Here is a 15,647-nt window from a genome sequence, read left to right on the forward strand (position 1 = left end):
GCAACGCAAAAGCGCCCCGAGATCCAAGAGATTTGAAGGACTTGGCGTGGGCGGCCGATCTCAGGGGCGGGTCAGGAGGATCCCGACACGAGCGGAAAGGCCGTCATCCGCCTCGCTCGAGAAGACGAGATCTCCTTCTTGATCAGCCCGATCCCGGGGCTCTTGGCCGTGATTAAAGATCGCCCGGAAATGGCCTTCAGGCGTCTCGCGCGAAAGGACCAGCAAATGATCCGTGGCCTCCTCGACCGTCCAGCTGCCTTCGCCTAACCGGTATTTCTTTCTGATCTTCAGCAGCTCGGTATAGAACGCCGCGACGCCGTCTTCCTCGCTCTGACGCATCACAGCCTTCCCGTGGGGCCATCGCATCGGAAGCCATGGTGTTCCTGAGGTGAACCCATAGTGGTCTGCCCCCTCATGCCAAGGCAGCGGGACACGCGGTCCCTCCCGCCCGGGGCCATCCGGCCAGTAGAGTAGGTCAAGAGGATCGGTCGTCTCTTCCTTGGTCAGGTCAGGCTGCGGCAAGGCCAGCTCTTCGCCCTGATAAATCATCCACGGTCCCGGAAGAACGGCACATTGCATCGCGAAGAGGCGCGCGTCGCGATCCGATCCATCTCCGGCAGCCGTCACGTGGCGCGGCTGATCGTGACTCGACATCCACCACGCCGAGGCGGTCTTGTCTTGCCGCGACAGGATATCAGCCACTACCTTAGGTGTCCCTTTGCCCTCGGGCATATCAGTGGTGTAACAGGCGTCGAGCTGGTCGGTGGCAACCATCTGAGATGCAAGCTCGACGGACTGATTTCCCGATGTGATCTCTCCCAGAAGAAACGCATCGTCACCAGCCCAGTCGCGGAGCTTCTTCGTATAGGCAACCCCGTCGCCCGGAAGCATGTCATAAACATGATCCTGATAGGTGTAGGGGACGAAGTTCTCCCCCGACACTTTATCCTGCACCTCCGCCGATGCGGGCGGATTATCCTTCAAAGATGTGTCGTAAAGGTACGACGTCGTCGCATCGAACCGGAACCCGTCGACGCCGCGGTCTCTCCAACACTGAATCTCGGCTCGATGCTTCTCCTGTACAGCTTCGTTTCGCAGATTCAGCGATGGTTGGCAGGCAAGGAACTGGTGGAAATAATACTGTCGTCTCTTGTGGTTCCATGTCCAGGCCGGAGGGCCGAACTGGGACAACCAGTTATTCGGCGCAGTCCCATCGCGCTTGGGATCGACCCAGAGATAGCGATCAGCAAACTCCGCATCCCCTTCGATGGCTCGTTGAAACCAGGGATGCTGATCACTGGTATGATTGAGCACCTGATCAATCATCACCTTGAGATCCAAATCATGCGCCCGCGAGACCAGCCTGTCGAAATCCGCCATCGTGCCATATCGCGGATCAACCTGCCGATGGTCAGCGACGTCATAGCCTCCATCGACATGAGGGCTTACGAAAAATGGGGTGATCCAGATCGCATCGACCCCAAGGGAGGCCACATGATCGAGACCTTCCATAACACCGCGCAGATCACCTTCGCCGGATCCGGTCGTGTCCCGGAACGAGCGGGGGTAGATCTCATAGATGACGGGAGCGATTGGCCAACCTCCTCTACGAGGAGTGGGTCCGGTATCATCTATCATGAGATCGTTTTCCGCTTTGAGGTATTCCGTTTGAACGTCCTCTTAGCGGAACAGGTTCCTTCGGGAACAGGAACTGCGGCAGGGGACCGGGCGTTTGAAACTGCCTGACCGGCGGAACTCGAAGGGAAGAGATCGATGACAACGGAAGATACATTCGACTTGATGGTCATCGGCGGGGGATCTGCAGGCATCTCGTGCGCCACGAGGGCCAGCTCGCTCGGGGCGAAGGTATGCCTTATCGAAAGGAAAAACCTCGGCGGCACTTGCGTGAATCGTGGGTGCGTGCCGAAAAAACTGATGTGGGAAGCAGGCCGTGTCTGGAAGGATGCCCGCGAGCTCGAGACGGTTGGTATCGCGCCAAATCTTGGCCCGTTCGATCTGCAGGCATTGAAGACGCGCATTTCAGATAAGATCGAAGCGATCCGCGAAAGCTATGCGTCCTCGCTGGAGGATGCCGGAGTGACCGTCCTGCGTGCGGATGCCGAGCTACTCGATGACAAACAAGTGCGCGTTAAGGGCCGAATCTTATCCGCGAAGAATATCGTTCTGGCGACCGGAGGATCCCCGATTCTTCTGGATATTCCTGGTAAGGATCTTCTTTCTACGAGCCGTGATGTGTTCGAGTGGACGGAGATACCCAAGAGCCTTCTCGTCATCGGCGGCGGCTACATCGGGTGTGAATTCGCCTCTATTTTCCGCGCACTTGGATCCGATGTCTGCATCGTCGATGCTGGCGACCGGCTTCTCGAGCAGTTCGATGAAGTCGCTGTCGGCCATGCCCAGGACATTCTCACTGCGCGCGGTATAAAGGTGCGGCTTAGCGTTGAGCCGACATCTCTTTCGAAAACCGCCGGCAAGATCACCGTTGAGTTCGATAGCGGACCCGCGGAGGCGGTCACTCATGTCCTATGTGCTGTCGGGCGCTCGCCGAACATCGATGAACTCGGACCAGTCACGGAGAGCATGGAAAGAGCAGAAAACGGCGCGCTAAAGGTCACCGACCGTCTGGAGACGTCAGCCTCTGGCATCTATGCAATAGGTGATGCGGCTGATCGGCTTCCGCTCACCCCTGTCGCAACCCGAGACGGTGAAGCGCTGGCGGACATCCTGTTCGGCGAGGGCGCGCGGCTTGTTGATCTCGATCTGGTTAGCTCCGCCACCTTCCTCTACCCTCCCATTGCCCAAGTAGGTGAGACGGAGAGTGGCACCGCATTTGACGGAATCACCACGCCCCTGCCCAGTGGGGTCTTATCCGCTGAGACGATCGAGGTTTATGGCAAGATTAATAGCGACAGCGCGACCGGACAGCTTAAAGGGGCTGTTCTGATCGGCCATTCCGCCGCCGACGAGATTGCTTGGATCGCCTCCTGTCTTGCGGCAGGCGGTAGATCCGAGGATCTGACCAAGGCAACGGCGGTTCATCCAACTCTGGCAGAAGAGGTCGTTGGTCGGCGCTAGATGGCCGTCACACCAGTGATCCGTCTTCTTCTCACAAAAGCGTCAGGCTGATTGCGCAGCCCGGCGCAAAAGATGAGAACGACGCAAAACAAAAGTTCGAGAGATGTTGGACGCCGCTGCCCGAAAACTGATTGATCCACCTCTAAATGCGCTTGGTCGTAGCATCGCGGGGCAGGGTATTTCAGCAAACCAGGTCACGCTCGCCGGGCTGATCCTGGGTCTGGTCGCCGCCCTCCTGATTGCAGTCGGCGCGACCGGCTGGGCTTTGATCCCGCTTCTCGCATCGCGCCTCGCCGACGGCCTTGACGGCGCCGTGGCTCGCGCCAGCGCACGCACGGATTTCGGCGGCTATCTCGATATCGCGTGCGATTTTCTCTTCTACGGGGTCATACCCCTTGCCTTTGTCTTGAACAATCCCGATGCGAACGGCGCTGCTGGAGCCTTCCTGCTCACCAGCTTTTACTTCAACGGGACAAGCTTTCTCGGCTACGCCATCCTCGCCGAAAAGGCTCAAATCACGACTGAGGCGCGGGGCGTAAAGTCGCTCTACTTCACGGGCGGTCTTCTGGAGGGCACGGAGACGATCGTCTTCTTTGTTCTCCTCTGCCTTTTCCCCGGATTGTTTCCGGCTTTGGCGTGGATCTTCGGAGCGTTGTGTTTCATCACCGCCATATCAAGAATACTGCTGGCGCGGCGTATATTCGCACCAACCAGCGACGAGGCAGGGACCTGACATGAGATTTATCGTAACAGCGCTTATTGCACTCGCTCCGCTGACCGCCTCAGCCGAAAGCAATCCATCGGACTGGCCTGCCGTGCTCGACGCCGCCCAAGGTCAGACGGTCTATTGGAATGCATGGGGCGGATCCACGACAACAAACGACTTCATCGCATGGGTCGGCAAGCGGGTGTCAGAGGACTATGGCGTCACGCTGGAACATGTAAAGCTGACCGATACCGGCGAGGCCGTCAGCCGCGTCCTCGCTGAAAAGCAGGCCGGGCAGGATACGGATGGCGCCATTGATATGATCTGGATCAACGGCGCAAACTTCGCCGCCATGAAGGATGCGGGCCTGCTCTACGGTCCATTTGCAGAAGATCTGCCGAACTGGGACTTCGTCGACGTCGAGGGAAAGACAGTTCAGACAGATTTCACTGTGCCAACTGAAGGGTACGAAAGCCCGTGGGCCATGGCTCAGGTCGTCTTCATGCACGATACTCGGGATCTCCCGGATCCCCTTGGATCGATGGATGCGATCCTTGGTTGGAGTACCGAAAACCCGGGCCGCTTCACCTTTCCGCAGCCGCCTGACTTTCTGGGCACGACTTTCCTGAAACAGGCACTGATCGACTTAACCGACGAGCCAGAGGCTCTGGCGGCCCCGGCAACCGACGAAACCTACCCCCAAGTGACAGAGCCGCTTTGGGCTTTTCTCGAGGAACTGACCCCGACCCTCTGGCGCGAAGGACGCGCCTATCCCCAGACCGGCCCTCGCCAGCTCCAATTGATCGCGGATGAAGAAATCGATCTCGCAATTTCCTTCTCTCCCGGAGAGGCGACAGCGGCCATTGCAAACGACCAGCTGCCCGACACGGTACGAACCTTCGTTCTTGATCGTGGAACGCTTGGCAATGCGAGCTTCGTGGCCATCCCTTACAATTCGGGCGCAACCGAAGGGGCTATGGTCGTTGCCAACTTCCTGCTGTCCCCCGAGGCGCAGCTGCGGGCGCAAGATCCCGATATCCTTGGCTATGGAACGGTTCTGTCGATGAACAAGCTGGCCCCGTCAGAACGAGAGGCCTTCGACGCGCTCGATCTTGGAATCGCAACCCTCCCTCCCGCTGAGCTCGGACCGGCTTTGCCCGAGCCTCATCCAAGTTGGGCGGAACGGATCGCGGCAGATTGGGTTGCCCGGTATGGCAGCGGCAGATGAGGTGAGCCGTCCGCGGTCCGGCAGGCTGGCCTGGTTTCCTATTCTGACGATCCTGCTTCTTCTTGGCCCGGTTTGCGCAGGGCTTGCTGGAACCGTCGCGCCTGCTTTTGGGTATCTCCCCGCGATTGGCCAAACGTCGTTCACCATGGATCCTATGCTCGATCTTTTTGCCTGGACGGGCATATGGCGGGCCACGTTCCTGTCGCTTGGCGTCGGCTTTCTGACCACCGCGCTTTCCCTTCTCATAGTCGTGCTCATCGTCGCCGGATGGTCGGGCACACGTGTCTTTGCAATCCTGCAAACTGTCCTGTCACCTCTTCTCTCGATCCCTCATGCCGCGGCAGCTTTCGGACTGGCCTTTCTGATCGCACCGTCGGGATGGATCATTCGTACGGTGAGTCCTTCGCTCACCGGTTGGGATCGGCCGCCGGATCTACTCATTCTGCAGGATCCGCTCGGCCTCTCCCTCGCAGCGGGCCTGATCGCGAAGGAGGTTCCGTTTCTCCTTCTGATGACCCTTGCCGCGCTTGGCCAGACCGGCGGCCACAGATCCATGAAGGTAGCACAGACCCTTGGCTACGGACGAATTTCGGGTTGGCTCAAGACGGTGTTTCCACGTGTCTATAGGCAGATCAGATTGCCTATCTATGTCGTGCTGTCTTATTCGATGTCCGTCGTCGATGTTGCTGTGATCCTGGGTCCAAATCTGCCGCCGACGCTTTCGGTGCAGATCGTCAGATGGATGTCGGATCCGGATCTTTCCATGCGTCTCGTCGCAGCCGCGGCAGCCCTTTGGCAGGCTCTTCTTGTGTTGGGCGCGATCCTGATTTGGCGGCTTGGCGAACGGTTGGTCGCGCGGCTCGGACACAGGGCCGTTGTGTCCGGTCGGCGGGGCCGGCGTGATCGTGTGCTCCGCAGTACCGGTGTCGCGTTTGGCGGATTGGCAGTTGTCACGATCTTCACAGGACTGGCCTCCCTCGCTCTCTGGTCTTTCGCCGGATCATGGCGGTTTCCCGATGTCAGTCCGGACACCCTCACGTTCAAAAGCTGGATGCGGCATGCCGATAGCCTTGCCGCCGCATCTGGCCAAACCGCTCTCATTGCGGCTTGCTCTGTTCTTGCGGCGCTGTTTCTGGCGCTGGGATGTCTGGAGGCAGAGCATCGCTATGGTCTGAAACTATCATCCAAAGCCCTTCTCATACTCTATCTTCCAATTCTGATCCCTCAAACGGCCTTCCTGCCAGGCCTCCAGACCCTGATGCTCGGCGCCGGACTGTCCGGAGGTCTTTTGGCCGTAACGCTGGCTCATATCGTCTTTGTCTTTCCTTACGTTTTCCTGTCTCTGGGCGATCCCTATAGGAGCTGGGATACCCGCTTCGCGGTGGTTTCCTCCGCTCTTGGATCAAGCCCTGACAGAACGCTTTGGGCGATCCGGCTGCCGATGATGCTACGACCGCTTCTCACAGCCCTCGCCGTCGGCTTTGCCGTCTCCGTTGGGCAATACCTCCCGACTTTGCTGATCGGCGGGGGACGCGTTCAGACATTGACAACAGAGGCACTTGCTCTCTCCTCGGGCGGAGATCGCCGCGCGATTGGCGTATATGCTCTGCTGCAGACCGCAGCAGCGCTCTTACCCTTCGCCGCTGCTCTCGCTCTGCCAGCCTGGGTCTGGCGAAACCGTGCGGATCTCAGACATGGCTAACGGGCTGACGCTGGAGAATATCGAGATCTGGAAGGGCGACACATTGCTCGTCGCTTTCGATGACACGATCCATCCGGGCGAGGTGTTTTCTGTGATGGGACCATCCGGATCAGGAAAGTCGACACTTTTGGCTTACCTGACAGGTACGCTTCCGCTAGAGTTCAAAGCACAAGGCCGCGTGATCCTGAACGGGCGCGATGTGACGGATCTCCCAACGATGGACCGCCGGATCGGTTTGCTCTTTCAGGACGATCTGCTGTTTCCGCATATGAGCGTTTTTGAAAACCTGGCCTTCGGCCTGCGTCCCGGAGGAACCCGCACAGACCGATCCGAGCGGGTGCGCAGCGCACTTCGCGCGATCGATCTGCCAGATGCAGGAGATCGTGATCCAGCCACTCTTTCCGGAGGACAGAAGGCGCGTGTCTCTCTCATGCGTATGCTTTTGTCCGAACCTGAGGCGGTTTTGCTGGACGAGCCGTTCTCGAAACTCGATTCCGAGCTTCGAGATCAGATCAGAACATTTGTCTTCGACATGGCGGTGGAGCGGGCCCTGCCAGTAATGATGGTGACGCACGAGCCTGCAGACGTTCAGGCAGCCCCAGGACGAATTCTGGATATCTCAGCATCACGTTAGGTTGTGGCGGAAATGTTAATCTCGCCCGAGAACCTCTCCGGCGAGTTGAACCCCTGCGCTGCATATGCAAACTCCATACGAGTCTGCTTTTTATCAGGACATTTTTCATGCTGAATTTTCAAACCCGAAGACCTGAAACGTCACGCCGCCATCAAAGCAGAACGGCGCTTCTTCTCACAAGCGCACTGACCGGCGTTGTGCTGGCAACCACGTTTGGGATTTCGCCTGCTCTCGCGAAGGACGTGTTCTGGGATGATGATTCAGATTCTAGTGAAGTGGGTGCCGGGAATGGCAGCTGGAACCTCAGAGACGAGCAATGGACATCCGAAACTGGTTCTGGCCAATTGAGGTTTGAGAATGATGATGACGTGTTTTTGTCCTCTCCCACGAGCGATGACGATGAAAGCACCATAACTGTCAATGAAGCAGTGATCCCGGGCAGCATCACTATAGATGCCGAAGGCTATACAGTCGAAAGCGACGGTAGCGGCATAATTGGAGATACGAGCAGTAGCATTGGCATCACCATGGGCAATGAAGTCGAAGCCGAGGTCAGTTCGGCTCTCGACGGTAATTTCTCGGTTGGTGGCGATGGAACGCTCAACCTGTCCGGGGATCAGGGAGCTGTCGATAGCCTGAATATCTCAGGCTCAGACATCGTTGTCACGAACGAGGGAGCTCTCGGCGGCATTATCTCCGTCGACGGAGGAGCTGCCTTCTCGAGCAATGGGGCACTCAGTGGGAATGTCACAGCCAACGGATCAAACCTGAGCCTTCAGGGAACGACCCAGGCCATAACCGCCAATGGTGGAGTAATAACTCTCGGGGCATCAGGCGCGTTGAATACCGGCACCGGTGACATCACTGTTCAGGGGACTGCCGCAGACGGAAACGCCACAGCAACCATAGAAAGTGCCACGAGCACGAACAACATCTCGGTATCTGGTGTCGAAAGCGGCGGAACGATCTTTACCGGTGAGCTGACGGTCAACGCGCCCGTCGATGCCGATGGCCAGCTCTCGGTCGGAGAATACGGCACGGTAAATCTAAACGCGGCCGTATCCGATTCAGATAATGGTGAAACCGTTTCCACCACTGTTGCTGAAAATGGAACGCTCAATCTATCCGGAAATGGCTCTTTGGACGGCTCGGTCGACAACGCTGGTGAGCTTTTCAACGACGGCACCATCTCGGGGCTCGTCACGAACAACGGCAGGGTCAGGGCCTCTGGCGATTTCGGCGATGTACAAAATAACGCAACACGCCGCTTCGAAGTCGAAGGCAACTCCGAGGCCTCCGGAATATTCGTTAACGAAGGGATCGTGACGACGAACGAAAACAACAATGTCAGACTCTCCGAGATGGAGACGTTTACGAATGCGAACGGAGGTCTCATCAACGGTGCCGGAGATGGAATCCTGATCGTAGAGGCGGACACAATCGAATTGCGCGAAGGTTCGAACGTGGAGGGGCGCGTGCGCCTGCGGGGAGATATCGAGAACGACTCAGATCTCAATTTCAACGTCTTTCAGCAGCTCACCGGCGATCTCAACAACCGCAATAGGGTGACGATCGATGTGAACATCAATGCTCAGGGAAATACCGTCGACAACCAATCCGTAATGGGAAATCCGGGCACGATTGTGATCCGGTCAAATGGCGGTTTGAACAATGTCGGTCTTTACGAGAACGCAGGCATCACGCGGATCGAAGCAAATGGAAACGCACGGGGACGCCTTCAGGCATCGACCATCAACAATACCGGTACATTAGATGTCGATGGACGCGTTATCGGGCAAGTTATCAATCAGAATGAAATAGATCTGAATGGCGAGATCGATGGCACCCTAAACAATTCGGGCACCGCAAATCTTGCAGGCCGAATAACAAACAATGTCTTCATCACCGGGGCCGGCCTTGCGACGGTCGATGGTAATCTGACCGTCAACGGAGATATCAATCTTACCAATACAGATATGGCCGATGACACACGTTTACGCATTATCGGATCGCGCTTGGTCGCGGATGAGGTTGTCAGCAACGGTACCATCTTTGTGAACGGCCGCGGGACGTTGGAGGCCGCGCTGATTGATAATAACGGCGCGATGGACAGCGACGGCCAAGTGGTCGGTATTCTGGCGAACGAAGGAAGGCTCGACATCGAGGGGGGTCTGTCCGGACGTCTCGACAACCTCGCGGATTTGACAACGATCACCGGGGATCTCGACGTGACAGGGCAGATTAACAACGATGCAGAATTCCGCGTCTCCGGCGGAAATCTTACGGTCAGCCAGCTGTTCGATAACGACGGCTTGGTAACGGTCGGAGATACGCGAACGTTGACTGCTCAGAACATGTTCGAAAATGACGGCACCGGAACCTTACGAAGCGGCGGCCGGATTGTCGGTGACATTGACAATAGGGGAACGGCAGAGCTGTCCAACACAGTTGTCGGAGATCTCACGACCTTTGGCGGGGGCGAGACAAACTTCGTAGACACGATGAACCTCGAAGGGGGGCTCCGGGGCGGCGGAGGCCAGGTAAACGTTCGGGCGGGGACGACAACCGTCGACAGTATTTCTTATGGCGGCACTCTGACGGTGGACGAGGGCACACGCCTTGTGTCGCGGAACGCGGACACAGACACGAACACCGGCGGGATAGTCAACGTCAATGGAACATTGGCGTCATCCCAGTTCGAAAACAACGGTCAGATGAACCTGGTGGGTACTTTCGACGGGCGCCTTGAAAACGATGGCTCGCTAGTCATGATCGGTGGCCGAGCGACCGGTCCGGTTAACAGCCTGGGGTCGATCAGAGTCGCGGCCGATCCGTCTCCGACTGAAACGAGCCAGATCGATAGCCTGCTAACACTGGAAAGCGAGGGTGGCGATCGAGGTGAATTGACTGTCGAGGGAACGCTCCTTGCGGATGTCGAGAATTCGGGCGTCGTGCGGGTCCGCGCAGGAGGTGAGCTTCGCGGTGATGTCAGAGCTGAAAATCGCGGTGTCACAGATGTGGTCAGCAACGGCCTTCTAACAGGCTCGATCCAAAACAACGGGTCGAGCACCGCCAATATCAATGGCCGCGTCACCGGAAACATCACCAATACCCAAGATGCGATCACCCGTCTTCGTGGAACTTTGGACGGCTCACTGACGAATAGCGGAACTGCCGAGGCAAGAGGCCTTATCGGCCGCAACTTCACAAACTCCGGTGAAGTTGACCTGACCGGCGATCTGACAGTGAACGGCAATATCTCTTCGAGTGGAGAGTTTTCCATGTCTGGAGGAAATCTCTCTGCTGCGATGATTTCCAACTCCGGAACATTCGAAGTGTCCTCATCGAGAACCTTGACGCTGACCAGCGCAGACAATCCCGTCTTCACGAATTTCGGAGCTGACGGAAACCTGACCAATCAGGGCACGATCATCGGGAATGTCAGAAACGAAGCGCCCGCGACGATGACGTCAACAAGCGTCATTAACGGAGACGTCAGCAATCTCGGCACTGCTTTGTTGTCCGGTACTATTACGGACCAATTGCAGTCGTCCGGTGAGGTTACGGTCAACGCCCCGCTCGAGGTTGGAGGGGGCGTATCCAACTCCGGTCTTTTCTCGATCAATGGAAGTCTTGAGACGACGCAGTTCACCAATTTGGGTTCGGGGAATACATCTTTGGACGGAACGCTGACATCTTCTCTGGTGAACGGTGGAAATTTCGCCGTGGAAACAGGGTCTAGGATCTTGGGTGACGTCCAAAACTCCGGCGTTATCGCATTGGCCGAGCCAGGAACATTGCGCATCAGCGGCAATCTTAACAACGCGTTTGATTCCGATCGCACGGGGCGCGTGACCTCTGCAGGAAATGGCTCTTTGGGCGATACTATTCGGATCGATGGCGATCTGAATGGCGGAGAATTCGTTCTCGATGCTGATCTTTCAGGTCGGGACGAAAATGCCTCGACAGATAATGCCGCCGACACGGTTGTCGTCAGCGGCGATGTCAGTGGCACGATCAATCTCGTCTTCGATCTCGCCGACACTCCTGTTGGTCCGCAAAGCAATATTCTGGTTTTCGACGTGCAGGACGGTGATACCGACTTTAATTTCACCGCAACCGGTCTGCCAAGCGCGGGCGAAGCGATCATCTATGCGATTGGCCGGGGCGAGGGGGGCGATCTCTTTATCTCCGACCAGGTCAATCCGGCCATTGGCGCGATCGCAGGGAACATCACACTGACCCAATCGCTAATCGGCTCGATCGTGAACAGACCGTCGAGCCCGTTTGTCATCGGTCTGGCCTATGACGATGAAGACAGCTGCGGCGTTGGTGGCTGGACGCGTGCGCTGGGCGGAACGGCAGAAGTCAACGGCACGACGAAAACCGACGAGATCGAGCTGGAAAGTACGCTATCGGCAACCTATTCCGGTATCCAATTCGGAGGCGACTATGCCTGCTTCAACGGCTTTTACAACGGTTGGGACCTGGCGTTCGGCGGGATCGGCGGCGTCAATGTCGGCAAAACCGAGCAGCCCGTCTTCGCGCTCGATCTGACGGGAACCCGGCAGCTTAAGGATCAGCAGACCAGCAAGAACGAAGTCGATTTCCGCCAAACCTATCTCGGCGTCTACATGACCGCCAATCGGGGCCCGTTTTCGGCGGATCTTCAATACCGGATCGAGCGGACGGATTTCGAAATCAGCAACGAAGCGCGGGGCGGCTCGGCGGGTCTCGGGCTCGATCAGGAATTCGAAAGCCGTGCCCAGACGCTCAGCGGATCGGCCAGCTACTTCATGCCGATCGGTGAGACCGGCTTCGGCTTCATTCCGACCGCGGGCTTTGCTTTCACGCGGACAGAAACGGACGAGATCGAATTCGACAGCGGAACGCTCGAGATCAAGGACAGCCAGAGCAATGTCGGGTTCGTCGGTGCCACATTGTCGAGATCGCAATTCGCCGAAAATGGCCTGTCCGCGCTCAACTATTTTGGTACCGCCACGATCTACAGCGACTTCGCGGATGACCCGGAATCGGTCTTCACGCGGGTCGACGAGGATGGCAACGATGTGATCGACAAATCGACATCTTCGAACCTCGGCACCTATGGAGAGGTGAGCGCCGGTGTGAACTACATCCGGATCCTCGACCCGGGGCAGTTGGCGAATGCGCGGCAGTTCAATGCCTCAGTGCGCGCCGATGCGCGGTTCAGCGAGGATGTTGAAAGCTACGGTCTGACCGCTCAGGTCCGCATTCAGTTCTAAGGGGCTGCGCGTCCCAGGTCAGGGGAACCCGACTTGACCCTCATAATCTGAGGTTTCACAGTCGAAATTGATAACGTGCCGCGAGCACGAAAGGATTTTGATGTCTTGGTTCAGCAAGGTGGCGTGGAAGGAAGGTCTCTTCCTTCAGCCGCAACATTTGCAGCAGGCGGATCGCTACGCTGAGCGATTGATCGAGGCTCGGACGGGTGTCCTGACCCCTTATCCCTGGGGTGTCTCCGATATGGTCCTCGACAAGGACATGGCGCAGCAGGGCAGGGTGGGCCTACGGTCCGTCACGGGGATCATGCCGGACGGAACGCCTTTCGACGCGCCCAATGCCGGCATCCTGCCTGTTCCGGTCGAGGTTCCAAGCGATGCGGCCGGTCTCTTTGTCTGGCTGACCCTGCCAGATGTCAGCCAGAACGGTCAGGATGTAGGCGGTGACGGGTCCGGAGAAGCCACACGCTACCGGATCCATCCGCAGGTCGTCGCCGATAATGCAAGTTCCGCCCGGATCGAACACGATCTTGAAGTGGCTGTTCCGCGTCTTGAACTCGTCGTGCGCAAATCTCCGAAAGAGGGCTTTCAGTGCCTTCGCTTGGCCCGGATTTCCGAGGTGCGCGACGGCGTCGTTTCGATGGACGACACGGTGGCGCCGCCCGCCCTGATCGTTGCCGCCCATCCCGTTCTGATGGGGTTTCTGACGCGAGTGATTGGCTGGGTCGAGGCCAAGCTCGAGAACCTCGCGCGCTATGCCTCCGATCCTTCGGCAGGCGGCGGGATGCAGGCGACCGACTATCTAATGCTTATGACGCTCAACCGCGAGATCGGGACGCTTCGCCATATGCGTGACAGCCGGAACGTCCATCCCGAGCGTCTTTACGAGCGTCTCATCGGCCTCGCCGGGGAGCTGTCGACCTTCGATCAAGGCGCAAGAACCGCACCGGAATACAAAATCTACGACCATGGCGATCCGAAAGCCGCCTTCACCCCTGTTGTGCAAGACATCCAACGGCTCCTCAGCCGCGATGTGGGACGCGCGACGCGGCTTAACCTGCGTCAGGTCCGGCAAAACTCCTTCATCGCCGAAGTCGCCGACCGGACCCTCTTCCGCAACGCGACCTTCGTCATCGAGGTCGAGACGGGCAAGCAGTTGACCCAAGTCCAGCAGCAGTTCCCAGAGCTGTGCAAGGTGGGACCGAACACCCGGATGAGCGAGATCGTGAAGAACAATCTCCCCGGGATCGGTCTGGTCCACCTCCCCAATCCGCCTCGCCAGATCCGCGTCATCTCGTCCAATGTCTACTTTTTGCTCGAGAAGAACACGCCACTCTGGCAGGAATTCTCCACCGCTCCGGCCATCGGCATGCATTTCGCGGGTGATTGGCCTGAACTCAAGCTCGAACTTTGGGCTGTTCCGGAGAAAACCTGATGACCGGGTCCGACGACGACAAAACGGTTTTCGGCAAGAAGCTTCCGCCGCCCGAACGGCCATCCGCGCCGTCCGGCGATGCGGACAAGACGATTATTGGCGGCGCTCTCCCGACCCCGCCGCCGGGCCGCACCGGTCAGACCGGAAGCGGTTTCCAGCCTTCGCGAGAGGATACGTGGCTCGGCGGGCCAACCCCGGTCCAGCCAAACCGTCCGCAATCGGGCTATCAGCAATCCTACACGCCCGGCGAAATCGGTCGCCCCGTCACCGCCTCCGAGGGCTTTTTCCCCGAGATCGGAACAGGTGGCCCTGAACCGATTCAGGCCACCGGACCCAAGATCCCGCTGGAAAAAGCGCTCAAGGCCACGGGCCTAGGAAAAGGCGGATCGTCCAACCCGCTTGTCGCCGCAGCGGCCAATCTCCTGATCCTCTTCGGGCGGCTCCGGACCGGGCTGGTGGAGATGCAGGCCGTCCCCCTGATGGAACACGTCACCCGCGAACTTGACGGCTACACCCAGAACGCCATCTCGATCGGCGCCGATCCGCAGGACGCCGAGATAGCGAAATACGCCCTGTGCGGGACGGCAGACGATATCGTGCAGAACCTGCCGGGCGCGGATCGGGGAATCTGGATCCAATATTCCATGGTCGCGCGCTTTTTCGGAAAGCGCGATTCTGGCGTCGGCTTCTTTCAGGAAGCCGAAAAGGCGATGCAGGCGCCGGGCCAGAAATATAACCTGCTCGAACTCATGCTGGTCTGCCTCAGCCTCGGCTTCGAAGGTCAGTACCGCATGTCGCAAAACGGCACGGTCGAGCTTGGCCGGATCCGCTCTGCGATCTATGAAAGCCTGCGCCGTGTTAACCCGCGACCGGACGACGATATCTCCACGCGCTGGACAGCCGTCCCGCTAGGCGGCAAGCGCCGCTTCTCGGGCCCGCCGCTTTGGGTCTGGATGTCGGTCGCCGCAGTTATGCTGGTGGCGGCCTTTGCCACGCTCTCCACCCTGATCTCGCGGGACGGCACAGCGGTCGTGACCCAGCTGAACCGCCTCCATGCCGAAGCGCCCAATGTCAGCCTCGAGCGGATTATCCAGCCGCCCGAAGCGTTCGTGCCGGTCTCCGACACAACCCAGATCGACCGGATCCGCGACAGACTGTCAGGCCCGATCGAAGCAGGTCAAGTCAATGTCGGCGAGCGGGGCGATTTTATCTATGTACGTGTCGGCAGCCTCTCCTTCGGAAGCGGCAGCGCCGTGGTCAATGACGACTACATCGCCACAATCGCGGAGGTGTCCCAGGTCCTCGATCAGGAAGAGGGACCGATCCTCGTTCAGGGTTTCACCGACAATATCCAGCCGGGAGCAAGTGCGCGCTACAAGACCAACCTCGATCTGTCCGAAGCGCGCGCGCAGGCCGTCACCGATGTGCTCAGCCAGTCCATCGGAAACACCGACCGTATTCAGGTCGAAGGACGCGGCCCGGCCGATCCCATCGCCGACAACGCAACCCGGGAAGGACGCGCGCTCAACCGCCGCGTGGAGATCCTCGTCGCTCGGGAGGGCACGTATTGAGACTGTCCAGCCTC

Annotated in this window: 9 protein-coding genes; 8 read left to right on the forward strand and 1 reads right to left on the reverse strand. The window is 58.4% G+C overall.

The genetic code is table 11. The features are described from left to right. Window positions 1-60: 60 nt before the first annotated feature. On the reverse strand, window positions 61-1,638 hold the full coding sequence (locus AAD018_RS03690; RefSeq protein ID WP_367313478.1) for an alpha-amylase family glycosyl hydrolase: 1,578 nt from the start codon (window positions 1,636-1,638) through the stop codon (window positions 61-63). Between the two features lie 162 nt (window positions 1,639-1,800). Between AAD018_RS03690 and AAD018_RS03695 the strand changes: the two genes are divergently transcribed. From AAD018_RS03695 to icmH, 8 genes are all read left to right on the forward strand, one after another. Then, a complete protein-coding gene (locus AAD018_RS03695; RefSeq protein ID WP_412005198.1) occupies window positions 1,801-3,096 on the forward strand; it encodes a dihydrolipoyl dehydrogenase family protein in 1,296 nt (431 codons plus the stop codon). Between the two features lie 103 nt (window positions 3,097-3,199). Continuing rightward, window positions 3,200-3,829: a CDP-alcohol phosphatidyltransferase family protein gene (locus AAD018_RS03700; protein WP_367313476.1), complete on the forward strand. Its 630-nt coding sequence runs from the start codon at window positions 3,200-3,202 to the stop codon at window positions 3,827-3,829. Window position 3,830: 1 nt separating this feature from the next. Beyond that, entirely contained in the window at window positions 3,831-5,030 is a 1,200-nt protein-coding gene (locus AAD018_RS03705; protein ID WP_367313475.1) for an ABC transporter substrate-binding protein, read from the forward strand. Further along, window positions 5,014-6,732 (forward strand): ABC transporter permease, encoded by a 1,719-nt coding sequence (locus tag AAD018_RS03710; protein WP_367313474.1) that lies wholly within the window; start codon window positions 5,014-5,016, stop codon window positions 6,730-6,732. Before AAD018_RS03705 ends, AAD018_RS03710 begins: the two co-directional genes overlap by 17 nt. Further along, on the forward strand, window positions 6,725-7,366 hold the full coding sequence (locus tag AAD018_RS03715) for an ATP-binding cassette domain-containing protein (RefSeq protein WP_367313473.1): 642 nt from the start codon (window positions 6,725-6,727) through the stop codon (window positions 7,364-7,366). Before AAD018_RS03710 ends, AAD018_RS03715 begins: the two co-directional genes overlap by 8 nt. A gap of 374 nt (window positions 7,367-7,740) precedes the next feature. Continuing rightward, on the forward strand, window positions 7,741-12,630 hold the full coding sequence (locus AAD018_RS03720; protein ID WP_367313472.1) for a beta strand repeat-containing protein: 4,890 nt from the start codon (window positions 7,741-7,743) through the stop codon (window positions 12,628-12,630). Between the two features lie 100 nt (window positions 12,631-12,730). Continuing rightward, window positions 12,731-14,062 (forward strand): type VI secretion system baseplate subunit TssK, encoded by a 1,332-nt coding sequence (tssK, locus tag AAD018_RS03725; protein WP_367313471.1) that lies wholly within the window; start codon window positions 12,731-12,733, stop codon window positions 14,060-14,062. After that, complete coding sequence (gene icmH / locus AAD018_RS03730; RefSeq protein WP_367313469.1) at window positions 14,062-15,633, forward strand: type IVB secretion system protein IcmH/DotU; 1,572 nt, start codon at window positions 14,062-14,064, stop codon at window positions 15,631-15,633. The genes tssK and icmH overlap by 1 nt, the downstream gene beginning before the upstream one ends. Window positions 15,634-15,647 lie beyond the last annotated feature (14 nt).

This window comes from Aestuariibius insulae, assembly GCF_040783535.2.
Classification (GTDB): Bacteria; Pseudomonadota; Alphaproteobacteria; order Rhodobacterales; family Rhodobacteraceae; genus Aestuariibius; species Aestuariibius insulae.

Bases quoted from the DNA above. Each gene is read 5' to 3' on its own strand.
- AAD018_RS03715 (WP_367313473.1), top strand. From the start codon at position 6,725: ATGGCTAACGGGCTGACGCTGGAGAATATCGAGATCTGGAAGGGCGAC.
- tssK (WP_367313471.1), top strand. From the start codon at position 12,731: ATGTCTTGGTTCAGCAAGGTGGCGTGGAAGGAAGGTCTCTTCCTTCAG.
- icmH (WP_367313469.1), top strand. From the start codon at position 14,062: ATGACCGGGTCCGACGACGACAAAACGGTTTTCGGCAAGAAGCTTCCG.
- AAD018_RS03690 (WP_367313478.1), bottom strand. From the start codon at position 1,638: ATGATAGATGATACCGGACCCACTCCTCGTAGAGGAGGTTGGCCAATC.
- AAD018_RS03700 (WP_367313476.1), top strand. From the start codon at position 3,200: ATGTTGGACGCCGCTGCCCGAAAACTGATTGATCCACCTCTAAATGCG.
- AAD018_RS03695 (WP_412005198.1), top strand. From the start codon at position 1,801: ATGGTCATCGGCGGGGGATCTGCAGGCATCTCGTGCGCCACGAGGGCC.
- AAD018_RS03705 (WP_367313475.1), top strand. From the start codon at position 3,831: ATGAGATTTATCGTAACAGCGCTTATTGCACTCGCTCCGCTGACCGCC.
- AAD018_RS03710 (WP_367313474.1), top strand. From the start codon at position 5,014: ATGGCAGCGGCAGATGAGGTGAGCCGTCCGCGGTCCGGCAGGCTGGCC.